9 protein-coding genes and 1 tRNA gene are annotated in these 21,298 nt (G+C 39.2%); 3 read left to right on the top strand and 7 right to left on the bottom strand.

What is annotated here, in order from left to right:
• Window positions 1-9: 9 nt before the first annotated feature.
• The 7 genes from ABU615_RS06845 to ABU615_RS06815 all read right to left on the bottom strand — a co-directional run bounded on the left by ABU615_RS06845 (window position 10) and on the right by ABU615_RS06815 (window position 17,262).
• Window positions 10-11,043 (bottom strand): ESPR-type extended signal peptide-containing protein, encoded by an 11,034-nt coding sequence (locus ABU615_RS06845; RefSeq protein WP_370388733.1) that lies wholly within the window; start codon window positions 11,041-11,043, stop codon window positions 10-12.
• Window positions 11,044-11,806: 763 nt separating this feature from the next.
• Window positions 11,807-11,880, bottom strand: a tRNA-Gly gene (locus tag ABU615_RS06840).
• 477 nt (window positions 11,881-12,357) lie between these two features.
• A complete protein-coding gene (purD, locus tag ABU615_RS06835; protein WP_267408686.1) occupies window positions 12,358-13,635 on the bottom strand; it encodes a phosphoribosylamine--glycine ligase in 1,278 nt (425 codons plus the stop codon).
• Between the two features lie 70 nt (window positions 13,636-13,705).
• Window positions 13,706-14,314, bottom strand: a complete 609-nt coding sequence (locus ABU615_RS06830; RefSeq protein ID WP_267408685.1) for a YigZ family protein — start codon at window positions 14,312-14,314, stop codon at window positions 13,706-13,708.
• Window positions 14,311-15,363 carry a low specificity L-threonine aldolase gene (locus ABU615_RS06825; RefSeq protein WP_370388732.1) on the bottom strand — a complete coding sequence of 351 codons (1,053 nt, stop codon included), beginning with the start codon at window positions 15,361-15,363 and terminating at the stop codon, window positions 14,311-14,313. Before ABU615_RS06825 ends, ABU615_RS06830 begins: the two co-directional genes overlap by 4 nt.
• 193 nt (window positions 15,364-15,556) lie before the next feature.
• Complete coding sequence (locus tag ABU615_RS06820) at window positions 15,557-16,501, bottom strand: electron transfer flavoprotein subunit alpha/FixB family protein (protein ID WP_267408683.1); 945 nt, start codon at window positions 16,499-16,501, stop codon at window positions 15,557-15,559.
• Window positions 16,502-16,512: 11 nt separating this feature from the next.
• Complete coding sequence (locus ABU615_RS06815; protein ID WP_267408682.1) at window positions 16,513-17,262, bottom strand: electron transfer flavoprotein subunit beta/FixA family protein; 750 nt, start codon at window positions 17,260-17,262, stop codon at window positions 16,513-16,515.
• An 813-nt stretch (window positions 17,263-18,075) separates the two neighbouring features.
• On the opposite strand from ABU615_RS06815, the gene tsaA reads away from it, so the two are divergent.
• From tsaA to ABU615_RS06800, 3 genes are all read left to right on the top strand, one after another.
• Window positions 18,076-18,798, top strand: a complete 723-nt coding sequence (tsaA, locus tag ABU615_RS06810; RefSeq protein WP_267408681.1) for a tRNA (N6-threonylcarbamoyladenosine(37)-N6)-methyltransferase TrmO — start codon at window positions 18,076-18,078, stop codon at window positions 18,796-18,798.
• Window positions 18,799-19,097: 299 nt separating this feature from the next.
• Window positions 19,098-20,015 (top strand): UDP-3-O-acyl-N-acetylglucosamine deacetylase, encoded by a 918-nt coding sequence (lpxC, locus tag ABU615_RS06805; RefSeq protein ID WP_100141036.1) that lies wholly within the window; start codon window positions 19,098-19,100, stop codon window positions 20,013-20,015.
• A 109-nt stretch (window positions 20,016-20,124) separates the two neighbouring features.
• A complete protein-coding gene (locus tag ABU615_RS06800) occupies window positions 20,125-20,484 on the top strand; it encodes a hypothetical protein (RefSeq protein ID WP_100141037.1) in 360 nt (119 codons plus the stop codon).
• Window positions 20,485-21,298: the final 814 nt, after the last annotated feature.

The following is a 21,298-nucleotide window of genomic DNA, read 5'->3' as shown; positions in this document are numbered from 1 at the left end:
CAGGATTAATTACCACTTAAAGCCAAGTACTGAATTGAAAGCAACTTCTTTACCAGTAGTGGAAACACCTGCACCCCACGTAACTTTGCCGTTTTTGCTGGCTGCCTTATAGTTTACACCAACGGCACCATAGCTACGATATGCACCTACCCCAATACCGACAGTCTGCTCACCAGAACTCAGTGAAGGCAAATAAGCCCCAGACAGCGCCATGGCCATGGCTGTACCTGAATAAGCTCTGCGCTCAACATGATGAATATTATCATTCAGCTGATTAACATATTCATTAACTCTGGTAACCTGATTATCCACACCTTTAAGCTGAGCTACATTCACAGCATCAGTGTCAGCAGTACCTGCTGCCACACCGGTTATCTGACGGTATACACCTTTAGATGCATCACCCACAGATACCGCTCCTTCCGTACTTCTTGTGGCACGGATTGCCGCTGCCTGCTGCGACGTTGCGGTTACTGGAATATATCCTTCTTGTCCGGCAGCAACACTCGCAACTGATCCAGCTCCTAGTGCTATACCTCCGGTCTGTTTCACCTGAGCATTGCTACCCAGAGCCACACCATTAGCTGCGGGAGCACTGGCTGAATCACCAATCGCAATCGCTGATGTACCACTGGCCATTGCTGCTCCGCCCACTGCAATTGAATTAGCACCTTGAGCAATTGATCCAGCTTTAGCAGAGTTGATCTTCACATATTTCGTACCATAATTCTCCAGATTTTGCAGTGCATCAGCGACATTATCTGCTGATACATTACCACCTGTAGGTGTAGAAATATCATACTTGGGTGGATTGATACTTCCTGCTGAATTTCGTGAAGTACCAAGAGCCGAAGCTATCGATGCAATCTGGCTAGCAACAATTGTGCTAACTGATGTAGACAGACTATTCAGCGAATCATCAGAAACATTACTGGTTGGCAGGCTATTAACCATTGTAGACAAATTATTATAATCTTGTCTTACAGCCCACAGCTGACCAGCATTAATAGCATCTAAAGACCCTTTGGCCATATTACCGTCAGCCACATTGGTAATATGTTGTGCCGTAGCACTGCCATGACTAGCATCATATGCACTACCATTCCACAGTAAGGCATTTTGAGTCAGGTTGGTAATGTTAGTAATAATATTACCTGTGGATAACTCACTTAAAGCACTGTTTAATGAAGACAAGCTAGTGCTGGTACCTGTAGAAAGGCTGGTCACATCATTTTTCAGTAAGTATAGCTGTCCACCATTAATTGCATCATGTGAGCCCTGATCAACCGAGCCATCAGCTAAATTGATAACCTTGCCATAAGTAGCAGCTCGGGTCAGACTATTTGTCTTTCCAGCATCAAATCCACCTTTATCCTCATCCCATTGCAGGCTCTTATCCTTCAGCTGTTTCACATCTTTCTGAGTCAGATCATAGCTGGTAGACAGACTGCTTAAAGCTGTACTCGTGCTAGAAGTTAGTTTGTTCAGGCTATCGCTTGTTGTACTCATACTGCGTGACAGACTCTCATATCCGGTAGACATAGAGCTACTGATACTATTGATACCTGAAATCACAGTTGATGAAACTACAGTCGACAGACTGCTCAGACCAGTGGAAGTAGAACCAGACAATGCATACAGCTGGCTACCGTTTACCGCATCGGTAGAATCTACTGTCACGCTACCAGCTGCTACATTGGTAATACGCTGAGCTGTACCGCTACCATGACCAGCATCATAAGCACCCAGTGTGCTATTCCACTGCAAGGCATTTTGCTGCAGGGTGGTCAGGTTCTGATTTGTGCTACTCAGACTGGATGCCAGACTGGTCAGACCGGTTGAAGTACTGCTGCTCAGGCTGGTTAAGCCTGTGCTGGCGCTAGCCAGTCCTAATTGAGTGGTGCTGGTCAACGTATCCACGCGATCATTGACCGTAGTCAAAGCTGCTGATGAGGCACTGCTCAAGCTGCTTAGTCCGGTACTAGTACTACTCAGTCCTGCCTGCGTCAGAGTAGACAGGCTGTACATCTGAGTACCGTTGATAGCATCACTTGAAGTAATATTGATGTCTCCAGCTGCAATACCGGTCAGTCTTTGATCCTTACCCTCACGGCTGGCATCGAAATTACCACTTATCCTATTTCTCAGCAAAGCATTCTGCTGTAATGCTGTCACATTACTATTGGTTTCAATTAAACCAGTTGACAGACTGCTTACATTTTTCGTTACCGTACTGAGACTGTCATTAACAATAGTAGATAGGCTACCCAGCTGATTTTTTGTGACCTCATTCAGATTAGTAGACAGGCTGCTTAGTCCGGTTGAAGTGGAGCTAGACAGACTGAACAACTGACCACCATTAACTACATCAGTAGAATCCACTGAAACACGGCCAGCCGCTACATTTGTAATAAGCTGAGGCGCACCATTTCTACCGGCATCATAAGCACTACCATTCCATTGCAGAGCATTTTGCTGCAGGGTAGTCAGGTTCTGATTTGTGCTACTCAGACTGGATGTCAGACTGGTCAGACCGGTTGAAGTACTGCTGCTCAGGCTGGTTAAGCCTGTGCTGGCACTAGCCAGTCCTAATTGAGTGGTGCTGGTCAGCGTATCCACGCGATCATTGACAGTAGTCAAAGCTGCTGATGAAGCATTACTTAAGCTGCTCAGCCCCGTACTGCTACTGCTCAGTCCTGCCTGTGTCAGAGTAGACAGGCTGTACATCTGGGCGCCATTGATGGCATCAGTTGAAGTGAGGCTTATATCGCCACCAATAATTCCGGTCAGTCTTTGAGCACGATTACTGCGTATTGCATCATATGCGTTACTAGTACTATTCCACTGTAATGCATTTTGCTGCAAGGCTGCTACATTAGTATTGGTTTCTCTCAGACCTGTAGACAGGCTGCTTACATTTTCCGTTACCGTACTGAGACTGTTTGTCACTATAGTAGACAGACTACCCAGCTGATTTTTTGTCACCTCATTCAGATTAGTAGACAAGCTGCTTAGTCCGGTTGAGGTGGAGTTAGATAATGTATACAGCTGGCTTCCATTTACTGCATCGGTAGAGTCTGCAGCAAGACGTCCGGCACTAATATTGGTAATGCGCTGTGCAGAACCGTCACGACCAGCATCATAAAAACTACCATTCCATTGTAAAGCAGTTGTCTGCAGGTTATTCATGCTCTGATTGATACTGCTTAGGCTGCCCGTCAAACCAGCTAGAGCTGATGATGTACTACTACTCAGCGTGCTCAGATTGCTATTGGTACTGTTCAAGCCTGCCGCAGTTACCGTAGACAAACTATAGAATTGTCCGCCGTTAATAGCTTCGGTAGAGCCAACACTTACTGCACCTGCACCGATGCCACTCAGTACTTTAGCTTCTCCATTTCGACTAGCATCATACACACCCTTGCCTGCATTCCACAGCAGCGCATTGGCCTGCAGTGAAGATACACTAGCATTAGCTGCCTGTAATCCTTTATCCAAAATCTGTAGATTGGAAGAAGTCGTACTGGTTAGGCTGCTTAGACTGTTGTTGATGCCAGTAATGCTGTTTGTCGTTGTATCGGACAACTGATTCAGCGCATCTTTAGTGCTACTCAGGCCTGTTGTAAGTGTACTCAGACTAGTGCCATAGGCAGTAGACAGTGTATTTAACGCTACATTAGTAGAGCTCAGACTTTGATTCAAAGTATTGACACTGGCTGTTGTACTGGTGGACAAGTTATACATCTGAGCACCGTTTACAGCATCTGTAGAATCTGCAGCTATGGAACCTGCAGCTACACTGGTAATCAGCTGAGCTGTATTGGTACCGTGATCCGCACTATAAGCTCCTTTAGCGCTGTTCCATTGCAGCGCATCTCTTTGCAATGCAGCAACATTGTTGGTAGTAGAACTCAAGCCAGTAGAAAGACTATCTATATTGTTGGTGATACTACTGAGGCTGTTAGTAACGACGGTAGACAGACTGCCTAGCTGATTCTTGCTCATCTCACTCAGGTTACTTGCAAGACTACTTAAACCAGTTGAAGTAGAACTAGAAAGACTAAACAATTGACCACCATTAATCACATCAGTGGAATTTGCAGCCACACTAGCAGCACCGCTAACATTGGTAATACGCTGTGGAGTGCCATTTTTGCCGGCATCATAAACACTACCATTCCACTGCAAGGTATTAGCCTGCAAGGTAGTTACACGAGCTGTGGCTGTACGCAGATTGGTATCCAATCTGCTCAAATTGCTAGTTGTAGTGTCAGAAAAGCTCTGCAAATTACTATCAACAGTGGAAATACTGCTAACCAGTGCATCTGATAAACCGGTGAACGCTGTATTAGCTGTGTTTTCCATACTGGTAGACAAGCTGTACAACTGGGCACCATTCACAGCATCGTTTGAACCTGATGCTATCAAACCAGTAGACACATTTGTAATTTTTTGAGCAGTACCCGTTCCATGATCAGCATTATACGCAGCTGCATAATCATTCCATTGAAGTGCATTTTGTTTCAATGAGCCTGCATCATGATTAACTGTAGACAGAGAAGTTATCAGAGTGCCTGCTGAAGTTGAAATACTTTGCGACAGGCTACTTATACCAGATTCAGCCACCGTGGATAGACTACTCAGGCTGTTTGCGGCATCAGCAGTCAGGCTATTCAGGCCAGTATTCGTGCTGTTGGATAAACTGGTAATACTATTGGACAGAGTATCAGAAAGAGTTGATAAGCTATTTGCAGATGCTCCTGACAGATTAATAGTACTGCTTAGAATACTGTCTGACAAAGAACTGAGTTGGGTAAAGTATTTATCAGAAATACCCGTTAATGAAGATTGTATTGTACTTAAGCTGGAAGACATTAAATTGGAGGAACTGGTCAGATTTGCATCAGACACCGTGGACAGGCTGTACAGCTGTGCACCAATAACAGCATCTGACGAGCTTTCTCCTACCTGACCGGCGGCAACCTGAGTAATTTTAGCTCTGGCACCAGTTGCAGAACCGGCATCATAAGCACTAATACTCGCATCCCATTGTAACGCATTCTGCTGCAATGTGCTTACTCCGGTATTAATACCCGTTATACCTGCTGACAGACTGCTTATACCAATATCAACAAGGCTGCTTAAAGTCGTTGAAAAACTTTCAAAACGCTTATTAATATCACTGTTCAAAGTGTCAAAACTATTTTCGGTACTATACAGCTGTCCTGCAGTGATGGCATCTGTTGAACCATCATAAATATCAGCTTTAGCAACATTGGTTATACGGCTATTTTTATCATTACGACTTGCATCGTAGGCTCCGTCTTTCCACTGCAAGGCATTCGTTTTGAGAGTACCCAAACTTCCGTCGGCCGTACTTAAAGCTGAAGAAATACTTGAAGACAGGCTAGTTATATTGTTTTCAATAGTACTTCTGCTTTGAGTCAGTTTGGCCAAATTAGAACCGGTTACCTGATCCAAAGAAGTTGATAAACTACTGATACCGGCTTGCATACTGCCCGATACATCGGCTAATTTATTGTTTAAAACAGAAATACTGTTGTTTGTACTATATAGCTGTGCACCGATTATCGCATCAGACGATCCCTCTTTCACATTACCTGAAAATACATGTGTCAGTGTATTTTTAGCATTTGCAATGCCATGGCTGGCATCATATGCTCCTGCACCTGAATCATCTAAACGCTTCCATTGTAAAGCGTCTTTCTGCAAATCAGATACACCATTATTAATCACACCTAATTGTGTTCCTGCTGCTGTAGAAAGACTACTAACTTTGGTATTTGTCTGAGCAAGCAACCCAGTTAAAGTAGAGATATTTTTATCAGATATGGTACTCAGAGCACTGGATAAATTTCCAATGCCACTTTTGACCTCATTAGCCAGATCATTGATGGCAGAATTGGTGTTATACAGCTGATTACCTGTAATCGCATCTTTTGAGCCCTTAACTAAAGATCCATCTGCAGCATTGGTGATCCGGTTTTTACCATTTACTACACCATGACTGGCATCATATGCTCCATTTTTCCATTGCAATGCATTCTGCAGAAGGGCAGGGAGTTTGCCGTTAATTCCTTGAAGGCGTTGCTCTGTTGTAGTAGAAAGGCTTTCTAGTCCAGAAAAAGAAGAATTCTCTAATGCTGTAGATAGACTATTTAGACTACTAGAAGTTGCACTTGTAAAATCCGATACTTTGTTATCAAACGAAGAAGATAATGCACTAATCTGACTGTTAGTGCTAAACAACTGAGCACCAATTACCGCATCACTGGACTTAGCCTGTAAATCAGCTTTATCCACATTTATAATCTTTCGTTTTATACCTTGAGTACCACCGGCATCATAAGCGCTGCCATTCCATTGCAATGCATTCTGTTTAATAGTACTTAGACTAGCATTTACAGGAACCAAACTGGTATCAATGGTTGAGGCAAAAGTATTCAAACCACTAGAAAGTGACCTATCCATGGTGGTTGAAACACTAGCCAGACTTCCAGATAAAGAACCAGACAAACTCTGAAGCTGCGACGTTAAATCTGAAGTCAGCCCAGAGATTTTGGTATTTGTCATTGACAACTGGTCACCAATTACCGCATCGGATGATTTATCATTCACATTGCCTTGTGCAGCGTTAATAATTTTATTTTTACCGCCAACTTGGCCATGGCTGGCATCATAAGAACTACCATTCCATTGCAATACAGTCTGTTTTAGTGCATTAATATTGGAATTGGCTGTGCCAATATCGGTATTAATTTTATCTGACAGGCTGCTGATACTACCTGAAATAGTATTATTCAGACTGGTATTAGTAGCAGCCATAGCAACATCTAATTTTGAGGATAACTCAGCTGGTTTTGTCACCACATCAGTATTCAATGTACTGATACTAGTGCTGGTGGTGTATAACTGCCCCATGGTTACAGCATCAGTTGAATTAGATTGCAAATTGCCATCAGCTACATGTGTAATTTTACCTCTACTGCTGCCATGGCTAGCATCATATGCATCAGCATTCCAGAGCAGAACATTCTGCTTTAACGTTGCAATTTTATTATTAGTTCCAGTGACACCGGCCTGAATAGAACTAGATAATTCTTTGATTTTTTGTACTGATAACCCATTCAATCCAGTGCTTAAAGATTGTATTCCTGTGGAAGCAGATGTAGAAAACGAAAAAATCTGGCCGGCATTGATTGCATCTGTAGAACCAGCTGCTACATAACCATTGGCCACATTAGTAATTTTAGTATTACCGTCAATATCATGAGTAGCACTAAATGCCTTATCAGTTTCATTCCACAGCAGAGCATTATTCTTCAAAGTACTGATACTTGAATTCAGTCCATTAACCAGAACCATGCCACTTTGCAGAGTATTTACTGCTGTCTGATTTATATTACCAGCCAAGGTGGATAAACCGCTGGAAATAGTGGTTGAAACTGTATCCAAGGTTGAATTGGTAGTATATAACTGCTTAGCATTAATAGCATCGGTTGAAGCACTATTTAAAGCAGCATCAGCAACACCTGTAATTTTCTGCTCTTTTTCTACTCTTTTAGCATTATATTTACCATCTGTATACTGGAGCATTTGTTGTTGCAAAGAGGAAATACTGCTATTAATTTCTCCCACAGTACTTAAAGCTGATGTGGTCAGCGTACTTACTCGTGCATCTATTGAAGTATTCAAATCATAATACTGGCTGCCGACAACTGCATCAGTTGAAGTTGCACTGGTAATGTCACCTGCACTGACATGTGTAATTTTTGTATCTGCATCACCATGACTGGCACTATATGCTGCGTCATCATCGTTCCATTGCAAAGCATCTTCTTGCAATGCAGCAACTTTACTGCCAGTTGTAGCCAGGCTCGTAGACAACTTATCAAGACTCTGGCCGACTGACAGAGAAGCCGAAACAGACAAACTACCAAATTGCGTATTTACAGTACTAGATAAATTAGTGATTGCAGTATTGGTACTGAATAACTGGCCACCATTAACCATATCTGTTGAATTAGGACTGCTTATATCACCAGGTGCAACACCGGTGATTTTTTGCGCTGTACCATCATGAGTGGCATGAAAATAGCCGTCTTCACCACGCAATATGGTACTTTCCTGCAAACCGCTGATAGCAGTAGATGCAGAATCTGACAATATTTGTAAATAATTACTTAATGTGCTCAGACTAGAATTAGCCGAAGTTGTTAAACTGTTTAAGTTATTTGTTATTGCAGTTGAAAGATTAGTAAGACTATTGGCAGTGTCTGTTGTCAAGCTGCTGCGTTTACCACTTATATTGAGCCAGCCAGTGGAAGCAGATACAGAAAGACTCGCTAGATTGGAGTTTACAGTGTATAACTGGCCACCTGTAATTGCATCATCAGAATCCGCAATAACATCACCTTCTGCAGCATTTGAGATTTTTTGCGGCGTCTTGTTTTTATCTTCAACAAATGCCCCTGTAGTGGCATCATATAAAAGAGCATTCCGTGTAATCTGGCTTAATCCAGTCGAAATTGAAGTAGACAGACCATCTAATGACTTATTCGAACTTGATAACGCTATATTTGTATCGGTTACAAATTTATCAATTTTAAGATTGTTGTCTGTAAGGCTATCCTGAATATCACTATCCAGCTTATTAAGCTTCATATTGGTGGCACGCAGCTGTGCACCCGTTACAGCATCAGTAGAATCTGCGCTGTCAATACTACCTGCTTCTACATTCGTTATTTTCTTTTCATTACCCGCATCAAATGCATCCGAACCATTCCATTTGAGTATGGCTGCACGTAAATCTTTTATACCTTTATCAGTAGTTGTAGTAAAGCTATTAATATTGCTATCAATTGTTGATACCGATGTATTAACGACAGATACTAAATTAGAAGTACCTTCGTTAAGGTTACTGATATTAGTATAAATAGCAGTAGAGATAGAACTCAGCGAAGAATTGGTACTGAATAACTGGCCACCATTAACCATATCAGTGGAGTCGTCAGTAAGACGAGCATCTGTCAGATTTGTTATTTTTTTAGTTTCTCTGCCATCGTCCGAACCGACATTATAAACACCATTTTTAAATACCAAAGCACTGGTTTGTAATGCACCAATAGAGCTAGATGTAGAGGTACTTAAAGAAGAAATATCGGTATTTATTTGTGCTAATTTATCATCAGCATCGCCAGAAGCCTTTGTAATATTTTGATTAAGATTAGTTATAACATCAGATGTTGAAATAGAAGCACTATTAATCTTAGTTTTTACCACAGATACATTGGCATCTATCGCTGTTGAAAGACTGGATGCACTGCCAGAGATAGATGAATACAAACTCTTTAGCTGCGCCACATTGACAGCATCAGTATCCAGCGTACCAGCAGCCAAATCCGTAATTTGACGGGTAATATTCTTAGCAGAGTTACCTACTGCTACCGCCCCGGTAGTGCTTTTCCATGTGGACGTACTAAGGGAAGGATCAGTAGCAGCCACATTGGTATCTGGATTATAGCCAGAAACATTACCAGCTGTATTAGCTATTGAATCCGATCCCAAAGCTACGGAACCATCTGCCATAGCTTTGGCATTTGTACCTACAGCAATGGCGCCAGTACCATTCACAATAGTATTGTTACCGAGTGCCAAGCCATTATCTGTGGTAACAGAAGCATTGTTACCGATTATGGTTGCTCCAATACCGCTGCTATCAGTGCTACCAACTGTATTGCCACTACCAATTACATGAACATCATAAATAGCATTGATAATGGTGTTTTGGTTACCAAATATAGCCGTATTGGCTGCAGTAATATCGTTATTTGGGCTTGTACTTTTATTACTATTACCCAAAGATAAAGTATTGTTTGCATTAATAAAGGTATAGCCATCCGGACCAGATGCTTCCGTTCCATCATCTTTTTTGTATGCAGTAGGTGTGGTAGAGCCACCTATGGCAATGGATTGTTCTCCATAAACCACATTACCATTACCAATGCTAATACCTTGTTTACCAGTAGCAATAGTGTCATTACCGATGGCCACTGAAGAGTCGCCACTTGCCTGAGATTTCACCCCAACAGCAACTGCTCCATCTATAGAAGCCTGTGACATCAAACCAAGTGCCACACTTCCTACGCCATCTGAATTAGCAACGGAACCTAAAGCTACGCTAGAAACTCCAGTAGCTTGCGATGAGATACCAATCGCATTGGAAGCTCGTCCACCAGCCAAAGCAAAATTACCTACAGCCTGTGCCCCGCCGCCAGTATTAAACGCACCAGTCCCGAATGATAATGAATGATTACCAGAAGCATAGGAACCACATCCCATAACAAATGAATTTACACCAAAGGCACTCCCTAAACCATTTTGATATCCCCCTGTAGCATATTGATCCATATAACCTGATATAGGAGGTTTGGGAGGATTGTAAGGCAACCCATTTGAACCATTAGTGGGGTCAGTTGTCCATCCTTGGCCACCCCAATTTTCAACATGGTTAGTTGTACCATATGGATTGAGGGTTCTACCATTAACAGCTCCTCTGGTACCGGTTACTGTATAATTTTGAGCAAACCGCAAATATTCTTCCATTGCTGAAATAGCAGGAAGCCCTGAGGGGCCTTGATTACGCTGAGCACCGTTTATATCTCGTCCTGCAACCCTATCATAACCACAAAAATCACTATTATCTCCCATTATCTGAACTGCATTGATGCTTGATGTGTTAAGGTAACTACCTGTTCTATTATCAGAACCTCGACCCGGATCTCCACCTATTATTGCTGCACGACCAGCAGCATATGCAATAGGCATCCCTAAAGTCATATTCACGATTGAAGCAATTAATCCGATTTTAAATACTTTAGAACCAAACTTACTTAGTACTGTAGATACAACAGGCATCTGACAGGAAACTGTATTCGCTTTGGTTTTGCTTTTAGCTAGCTCAGAAGCAGCCACCCAAGTTTGAGTGGATTCGTTCCATATCGCACGATATATTTTATTCAATTGGTTTACTCCTAATTTTTTAAAATCATGCGTTTATCAAAAATATCTTGATAACTTAAAGAAAGGTTAAAATTAAGTTAAATTATTAAGTAATATAACATAAATGTTTGTATAAATGTAGTTAATCAGAGATAGTTCCGAATAGAACCCATATGAAAAAAACGCGTACTTGTTTTATATTAAATTAATAAAATACAATAAGTTATATGATTTTATTGGTTCTGCAATGGTTTTACATAGCTAATACATTGTTTGTTTATCTGTTATTGAATGTCTTATAAAAGCGACAATCTTTAATAAAATTCTTTTTTAGCATTGTTAATTTTTATTGAGTCTTGCCTTAGAATACATATTCTTAACAATTAATTGGTTTATATATATTTATAAGGGTTTTAAAATTTTTTATTTGGTAAGTTATTAATCAGGTAAAAAAGCAATATTCAAAGCAAGTAATCTTTTATGTTTTAGTTAATAAAATTTTACTTTATCCTGCATCCAACTTTTACGCTGCTGTATTTTACTTTTTGTATGCTTTGATTAGCTTATAAAAAATTTCACCTTATCAGACTTCATCCAAACATAACCAATAGTTTATTAAGAATTCAATAAAGGCGACTTTCAGAACAATCAATATCTGCTGAGGTATTTTATTAAGAACAAGCACGTGACCTAGTTTATTTTTTTATCAACTGATGCAAATACTTTAGTTTTTAGATTAGCAGATACATTTTTAATATTACAAATAAATACTGAATATATTCTTTGGAGCGGATAACGGGACTCGAACCCGTCCGAACTGCTTGGGAAGCAGTTATGCTACCACTACATCATATCCGCAAAAATTTTTTACAGCTTTATTAACTCACATACTTCAGATCAGTGTAATACAATTTATACTCTTTTATCATCAGGAAATCATCAACATTTATATCAGGCTTTATGACTAGTATTTTCTATATATACAAATAAGTCCAGATAAATTCCATTTGTAAATAATTAATCAATTAGGTAAGCATAGTATTTATACTTTTAGTACATATTTATTCGCTGATAGCCAAATACCAAAATTTTATACATTTATGTATCTACTAAAAATTAAAGTTTATTGTAGACCAATTTTATATGTGTAATACATAATAAATTATATACATTCGCTAATTTATAAAAAGCAATAAGCTTAAAATTTAAGCATACTAACTACCTATTATATTTTGTTCATATGAATTTTTTTGTATTCTGAATATAAAATTCAATCGTTTGTAATCCATCCTAACAAGCCTGAAGCAAGGATTAGCTTACTTTTCAACAACTATATTAAATGTCATACTTTATTGCTTTAGATCCAATATCATGTCGATATTGCATTCCATCAAAATGGATAGAGTTTACAGCTGTATAGGCTTGTTTTTGTGCGGTATGAATATCTGATCCCATTCCCACTACACACAATACGCGGCCACCATTAGTAATCGTTTCACCTTGTGCATTCAATTTTGTACCAGCATGAAAAACTTTGCCAAACTGATTAGCTACTTCTATACCTGAAATTACAGCACCTTTAAGTGGCGCTTGTGGATAACCATCAGCAGCCAGCACCACACCCACAGCTGCCTGTTCGCTCCATGATGCAGCAATGTTATTTAGTTTTCCTGCTAAAGCTGCTTGTATTAGTTCTACCAAATCACTCTGCAAACGACACATAATAGGCTGAGTTTCCGGGTCACCAAATCTACAATTGAATTCAATCGTATAGGGCGCACCAGATTGATCAATCATCAGACCAGCATATAAAAAACCACGATACGGATGACCGGCTCTTTGCATAGACCGAACTACCGGCAGAATAATTTCATCCATTACTCGTTGATGCACAGCAGCAGAGACCACAGGAGCCGGAGAATAGGCACCCATCCCGCCAGTGTTGGGCCCGTTATCATGGTCAAGTAAACGTTTGTGATCCTGGCTAGTTGCCATAGGTAAGACATGTTCACCATCTACCATCACAATGAAACTGGCTTCTTCTCCCTGAAGATACTCTTCGATAACAACTCTGGCACCAGCTGTACCCAAAGCATTGTCCAATAGCATATCATCTATTGCCTGATGGGCTTCAGCCAGAGTCATGGCAACTATTACACCTTTACCTGATGCCAGACCATCAGCTTTAATCACAATCGGTGCACCTTTCTGGCTAACATACTGGTGTGCTTGCTTAGCATCAGTGAATGTTTGATATGCTGCGGTGGGAATACCTTCCCTGATCATAAATTCCTTAGCAAAATCCTTGGAACTTTCTAGCTGAGCGCAATAACGGCTTGGACCAAAAACCGCCAGACCAGCAGCAATAAAATCATCCACAATGCCTGCAGCCAAAGGCGCTTCTGGACCAATTACGGTAAACTCAATATGCTGCTGCCGACAAAAATCAATTAGCTGTTGATGATTAGTGAAGTCAATATTTTGCAGTTTTGGTTCGGTAGCTGTACCGGCATTTCCCGGTGCTACATAAACAGTACTGACTTTAGGCGACTGAGCCAGACGCCATGCTAAAGCATGCTCACGTCCTCCACTACCAATAACCAATAATTTCATACTTATTTCTCGCTTAATATCATTACAATTAGTCAGAAAATACTAACTATTATAAGCATCAATATATCATTTAATTCTCCAGTTTAACATCAATTATGCGCATCTTACGCAAAACAGCCAGAGCATTTTCCAGCCGTCTAAGCGGTATACACACCTGTAGCGAGCAATTCTGCTGTAAGTCCTGTTTCAAAACCTGTGCCTGATGCTGCTTACACCAGCGCAGGGCTTCACTTAAATGAGCATATTCACAATGAAGCTGTAATTGCCGGCAGATATCTTGTTGTATTTTTTCTGCAGCCTCAATAGCAGCTGCTGTAACGGTTTTATATGCATGAATTAAACCAGGCACCCCAAGTAAGGTACCACCAAAATAGCGTACAACAGCGACTAAAACATCAGTCACTGCCGCAGAATCAATTTGTCCGAGAATGGGCCTACCAGCACTGCCAGCAGGTTCTCCATCATCATTGGCACGGTATCGGTTGCCATCCACACCTAGACGCCATGCATAACAGCAATGTCGTGCTTTATGGTGCTGCTCTCTTAATATCTGTACATGCTGACGAATTTCTGCTTCATCTTGCACGGGCCAAGCAAACCCCAGAAAGCGACTGCCTTTATCTTTAAATTCTGCCTGAGCCGGTGTGGCCAGCGTTGTATACTGATAAACTTCTTTCATGTCTGTACCAAAGCCTGTTTAATAGCAGCGATAAAGGTATCCACTTGTTTTTCTGTTGTATCAAAACTGGTCATCCACCGTACTTCACCTTTACTTTCATCCCAATCATAAAAATGAAATTGTTGATGTAGCTTGGCACGTGCATGTGCAGGTAACACAGCAAACACAGCATTGGCCTGCGTCTGCTGAGTAACAGTAATTTCCTCAATTTCATCTAGTGCATTCGCTAGACGGGTAGCCATCTGATTACTATTAGCAGCCAGATTCAGCCACAGATCATACTCAAACCATGCCAAAAACTGAGCAGAAATAAACCGCATTTTAGCACCCAGCTGAGCATTAATTTTACGCAGATATGGCATAGATGCATGTGTATCTGGATGCATACTGATAATACACTCTCCCTGTAACAGGCCATTTTTAGTCCCGCCCAGATTAAGCATATTTACACCAGTAGCCGTAATCATGGTTTTAACATCTGTATTTTCTGCAACCAGTGCATTCGCCAGACGCGCACCATCAACATATAATTTCATATTATGCTGATGACAGTAATCAGATAAAGCCCGAATCTCAGCCACACTATAACAAGTCCCCAATTCAGTGGACTGGCTGATGTATACCACTGCTGGTTGCGCTCGATGCTCTACACCAAAACCCCATGCCTGTTTGGATACCAATTGCGGGGTTAATTTACCATCTGCAGTAGGAATTGTTAGCAACTTTACACCGGCCAAATGTTCTGGTGCCACGCCTTCGTCACACTGAATATGTGCACTTTCGGCACATATCACCGCACCCCAGCGAGGCAATAGCGACTGCAATGCAGTTACGTTGGCCCCCGTTCCATTAAAAACGGGGAATGCTTCAGCCGTTTCCCCAAATAACTGTTTTATTTTTTGTTGAAGAGCTAGGGTATAAACATCAGCTCCATATGCTGGCTGATGTCCATCATTAGCCACTAGCAAAGCCTGCATAATTTCTGGGTGTACGCCTGCATAATTATCTGAAGCAAAGGCAAAACTTTGTTTATCATGTAAACAATTCATCCTATATAGCCTATTAATTTCTTTGATATCTCATTAAAATTGCCTGAATAGTTTCTATTCAGGCAATTTTTAGAATCAGACAATCTTATCTATCCTAAAATAGCATTAATTCAAGATAGTTTCCATTAATTCTGCTTTATTCACACAATACAGTAATGTTTCACGTGAAACATTAGCAAATTTTTTTAATGCTTTAATGCAAAATTGATTTTAACTGTGCAATTAATTCTGGAACAGCTGTATTCAAATCAGCAACCAAACCATAATCTGCTACATTAAAAATAGGAGCTTCTGTATCTTTATTAATGGCAACAATAATTTTACTGTCCTTCATACCAGCCAGATGTTGAATAGCACCCGATACGCCGATAGCTATATACAAATCAGGAGCAACTACTTTACCCGTTTGCCCTACCTGATAATCATTTGGCGCATAGCCAGCATCCACAGCAGCACGTGAAGCACCAATAGCTGCATTCAAAATATCTGCTAACGGATTCAAAAGACGAGCAAAATTTTCTTCACTACCTAAGCCTCTCCCGCCACTAACAACTATTTTAGCAGTGGTGAGATCTGGATGTTCAGATTTTGTTAACTTTCGGCCAATAAAACGGCTTAGGTTTGGTACTTCCACCGGTGAGATCTGTTCTTTGAGCGCTTGTCCTCCAGTTGCTTCAGCCAATGGAAAAGCAGTGGTTCGAATGGTGAGGATCTGTTTGAGCTGTTCACTTCGTATGGTCTGATAAGCATTACCGGCGTAAACTGGGTGGACGAAAGTGGAAGAGTCAATGATTTCTGTCACATCAGATATGGGCTCACAATCTAATAATGCAGCCACGCGAGGCAGTAAATTTTTACCAAAACTAGTGGCAGAAGCTATTATATGACTATAAGACTCAGAAAGTTGTACTATTAAAGGAGCTAAAGTTTCTGCCAGTGGATGAGCATAAATACAGGCATCTGCAAATATCACTTTTCGTACACCACAGATTTTCTGTGCCTGAGCCACAACATCTGCTACTTCATATCCCGCAACTAAAATATCCACATCGCCCAATTGCTTTCCTGCTGTTACGGCATGCAACGTAGCTTCATCTATACATGACTGCTGATGTTCAGCAATAATTAATACAGACATTTATATCTCCTTTAAATAACCTTAGCTTCATGATGCAGTTTATCAACTAATTCACTTACATCAGCTACTTTAATACCCGCCTTACGCTCTGGCGGTTCGGTTACTTTCAGCTGAATCAGCCGCGAAGAAATATCCACACCTAGTTCGACTACCGTTTTTTTCTCCAGCGGTTTCTTTTTAGCCTGCATAATGTTAGGTAATTTAATATAGCGAGGTTCATTCAGGCGCAAATCAACGCTAATTACGGCTGGCAATGTAAGTGCCACTTCTTCCTGCCCACCATCAATTTCACGCGTTACCAATACTTCATCAGAATTTAATTCAATTTTACTGGCAAACGTACCCTGAGAAACCTGCATTAAAGCTGATAGCATTTGTGCCGTCTGGTTGGCATCATCATCTATTGCCTGTTTTCCCAGCAAAAACAATTGCGGCTGTTCTTTGTCTGCTACAGCTTTTAACAACTTGGCCACTGCAAGTGGCTGAAGTTTTTCATCGGTTTCAATATGTATGGCACGATCAACGCCCATTGCTAAAGCTGTTCGCAAGGTTTCTTCACATTGCTTTACCCCAATTGATACCGCCACTACTTCAGAGGCTTTTCCTGCTTCTTTTAAACGCACTGCTTCTTCAACAGCAATTTCATCAAAAGGATTCATTGACATTTTAACATTGCCAATATCCACATCTGATTCATCAGCTTTAACGCGTACCTTTACGTTATAGTCAACAACACGCTTTATTGCTACCAATATTTTCATCAGAACTATCCCTAGATTAATCAAAACCAGCAACAATCTTAGGTGTTACCAGCATTCTGATTACAGAATAACCATCTTAAAATGGATAAATCAGTCAAATTAAATAATTATACTGCTATCTTCTTTCCTAATAACTCGACATGGTATCAGAAATATAAACACACTGCCGATAAACCACTATTAACTACCTGTTTGTCTGGCAATGAACAGAATCTAATAGAATTTAATAGAATTTTATTTCTGAGATTTTATTAAATTTTGAGTGTTTATTACTTTAAAAAATTTCCCTTTTAATCACAAATAAAGTGGCATCGTTTAACATTAAATAATAGAAAATTTTTATGTCCAAGTTTGTTACCTACATCCACAAACAAAATCATAATTTGGGAAATAATTTTCTAATATAAATTTAGTATTCAACCTCTACCCTACTCTTTTTATTTATCAACATATAGTATTCAATCATTATCCTTATTTCCCAAAATCAAAGCTTTGATTTTAGAAGGCTGATACTTTTTATTTTATTAATCAGAACTGAATTTAGCTAAGAATCCATCAGTCAGCATAGATAATAAATTATCTATATTACATTGAATTTGTTTAAGTTATATTGGAAAACTTCAGACTTATAGCATAACATTTTATTCAAATAATTTGAATTGGCTATGTACATCGGAAACAGGCTAGCTATTTTCTATTTATTACAAAAATATATAAATAAAACAATTTATTATATCAATATCCACAACTTATATACAGATATATACACTGATTCCCGTACAATATGCTCAAGTGAATAAATATGTATTTAGTATGATTTCTCATTCTTCTGAAGTATCCAAAGGATATTGGTCAATCCAGCCAATTGGATATATTACTTCTCCCTATAAACAGAAATTTGGTGTAGCCAGGCAGCCTGGTCTTGTTCCAGCTGCTTTGGCATATATAGACTTATCCAAAGAATTCACAACTGATTGTGTACGCGGATTAGAAGATTATGAATATATCTGGGTACAGTTTATTTTTCATGCCACCGTAAAAGAAGGTTGGCAGCCATTAATTCGTCCACCTAAATTGGGAGGCAAAGAAAAAAAAGGGATTTTTGCGACTCGTAGCCCACATCGACCAAATCATCTAGGTTTATCATTGGTGAAACTGGAACGAATCGAATGTAATAAACATGTTCGTATACACATCAGTGGTGTGGATTTTTTAGATCAGACACCAGTTATTGATATCAAACCTTATATTCCTTTTGTTGAGGCGAAGCCTCATGCACGTTGTGGTTTTGCTCGTGAACATGAACAGCTGAGAGTGTACTGGTCACCAGAAGCTTTACAACAAGTAAGATTATTTTCTTTAGATACAAAACATTATGATTTAATTAATCAGAGTTTGGCTCATGATCCAAGACCAGCTCATCAATATAAATCTAATAAGATTTTTGTAGTGAATCTTTTTGATTGGGATGTGCTTTTCAGAGTAATCGATAATATTGTAGAAATAACAGGAATACGTGAGCACGTAGAAACTTAATTTATTATTCTAATAAAAATATAAATAATAAAATGATGAAGACAAAGACGAAGCCATACATTCTGTGGATAACTTAAAATATCTATATTTATCATATGTTTAATTGTTGATAAGTTAAAATCTTGATTTGGGAATATTTTGTGGATTATGTGGATAATCTTTGCGAAATTTTTGTTTGCTGTGGAAAACTAATTGGAATGAACCTTGATAGCAATAATTTATCCACTGTTTGGCAGAATTCATTACTGCCATAAGAAAATTTCGTTACCATAAGGTATGCAGATTAGTCAGGAAAAAATATGTTGCAACGGACATTAGCGAAAAGCATTAGTGTAACTGGTGTGGGTTTGCATTCGGGAGAGCGCGTCAGACTCGGATTACATCCGGCTGCTTTTAATACAGGGATACGTTTTCGGCGGATAGATTTGACCGGTGAACAAGGCCGTATTGTGCAACTGACACCAGAACTGATTAACGATACCCGCCTTTCTTCGACTGTTGTGACAGAAGATGGCATTCGTATTGGTACCATTGAGCATATCATGTCCGCATTTGCTGCCTATGGAATTGATAATATTCTGGTAGAGTTGAACGCACCGGAAATTCCCATTATGGATGGGTCTAGTTTACCTTTTATTTATTTATTACAGGATGCAGGCGTAGTTGATCAGCCTGTAGAAAAGCGCTTTTTACGTATTAAAGAGACGGTAACACTTGTAGAAAAGGATAAATGGGTGAAATTTACTCCATATGAAGGATTTCAGGTAACTTTGACCATAGATTTTGATCATCCAGTGTTTAACCGCAGTAATCAGACTTTTAAGATTGATTTTTCGGGGCAATCTTATATCGATGAAATTTCGCGGGCACGAACTTTCGGATTTATGCAGGAAGTAGAACTGATGCGTAGTCACAATCTGGGATTGGGAGGAAATTTAAACAATGCGATAGTGATTGACGATATGGATATTCTTAATCCTGAAGGCTTGCGTTATCCAGATGAATTTGTACGCCATAAGATTCTGGATGCAATTGGTGACTTGTATGTACTGGGCCATCCAATTATCGGAGCTTTTGAGGGCTATAAATCTGGGCATGCTATTAATAATGCACTTTTACGGCAACTACTTAATCAGCCAGAAGCATATGAATGGGTAACTTTTCCACATAATCGGCTACTGCCTTCGGCATTTCATCACTTACCTCAGGTAGCATGAAACTACTGAATTTAAAATCAGCTAAAGAATATGTTGCAATGGGTAAGAAAATTTGAATACAATAACTGATATAATTTGGCCTAATTTCTAATTTTTGCAGGATAAGAGAATGAACTATCAGGCTGTGGTAGCACAATTGTTAAACGTAGAAGGTGCACTAGCAGCTGCAGTGGTTGATTATGATAATGGTATGCTGATGGCTGGCAGTGCCATCAATAAAATAGATTTGGAAATTGCCGCAGCCAGCAGTACAGAAGTTATCCGCTCTAAAATCAAAACCATGCAGATGCTGGAATTGAACGATGAAATTGAGGATATTCTTATTACTGTCGGACATCAATATCATCTTATCCGACCGCTAAAAAAATTAGGTAGCCTGTTTTTATATTCTGTACTGGATAGTAATCGTGCTACTTTGGCTTTGTCACGTCGCGCTTTAATAGATGTTGAAAAAGAAATGGAACATTGATTTTATTTGGTAAATTCATATTAATCCCAATTCGGGTTTTTTTGGAAATTTACATATTTAAATATGATAATTAAATAAATTTATGATGAAACTTTTAAAAATTTCATCAACAGATATTTTTGGTAATAGAGTTCATATTTAGTAAGCTTGAAATGAAATTCACTTTATTTAATATCATAACTATCAAATTATATTATTGAAATTATCATTGTTATTTATATAAAATCAAGATTCTCTGATGTATGTGAAATTACAGATTCATCGCTTAGTTCTTCTCAATCAAAATGACTTTATAATATGAGTAAATCATTTCATCTACAAATAACATTTATGTAATCTAAAAAGATAGCTTATCAAATACATACATGTTTTTAATTGGTTAAATAAAGAAGAATAAATATAAATTACAAAATTAAAAATACAATATCAATATATCATTCTTATTTCATTTGCTTACCCTCATTTAAACATTCATTTCCTGGAATAAATGTTTTTCTAAATTTATGTAATTATTAAGTGTTAACAACAAGGGTACTGTGGTTAGAATAAGACAATAATAACATTTAAACAAAGTATTTCAACAGTCCTTAGTTTGATGAGACTTAGTGATATATATAAAAATATCTTTATTTTCATTATGTTGCATAAAGCGATAAAAATAATTTAATTTATACTGTTAAATACTATTCGGTCTCGTTTACTACATCCAAACAAATATTTATGTTATATTACTTAAAGATTTAACTTGAGTTTTAACTTTATTTTAAGTTATCCAGAATTTTGTTTGACGGCATGATTTCTAATCAGGAGTAAA

The sequence above is a fragment of the Snodgrassella alvi genome (assembly GCF_040741455.2).
Lineage (GTDB): Bacteria > Pseudomonadota > Gammaproteobacteria > Burkholderiales > Neisseriaceae > Snodgrassella > Snodgrassella alvi_E.
This window is presented reverse-complemented; position numbering and strand designations above follow the sequence as displayed.

What these genes read in the sequence shown, in the direction of transcription:
- purD (WP_267408686.1), bottom strand. Translation starts at nt 13,635, where the DNA reads ATGAAATTATTGGTTATTGGTAGTGGAGGACGTGAGCATGCTTTAGCA.
- ABU615_RS06830 (WP_267408685.1), bottom strand. Translation starts at nt 14,314, where the DNA reads ATGAAAGAAGTTTATCAGTATACAACGCTGGCCACACCGGCTCAGGCA.
- ABU615_RS06825 (WP_370388732.1), bottom strand. Translation starts at nt 15,363, where the DNA reads ATGAATTGTTTACATGATAAACAAAGTTTTGCCTTTGCTTCAGATAAT.
- ABU615_RS06820 (WP_267408683.1), bottom strand. Translation starts at nt 16,501, where the DNA reads ATGTCTGTATTAATTATTGCTGAACATCAGCAGTCATGTATAGATGAA.
- ABU615_RS06815 (WP_267408682.1), bottom strand. Translation starts at nt 17,262, where the DNA reads ATGAAAATATTGGTAGCAATAAAGCGTGTTGTTGACTATAACGTAAAG.
- tsaA (WP_267408681.1), top strand. Translation starts at nt 18,076, where the DNA reads ATGATTTCTCATTCTTCTGAAGTATCCAAAGGATATTGGTCAATCCAG.
- lpxC (WP_100141036.1), top strand. Translation starts at nt 19,098, where the DNA reads ATGTTGCAACGGACATTAGCGAAAAGCATTAGTGTAACTGGTGTGGGT.
- ABU615_RS06800 (WP_100141037.1), top strand. Translation starts at nt 20,125, where the DNA reads ATGAACTATCAGGCTGTGGTAGCACAATTGTTAAACGTAGAAGGTGCA.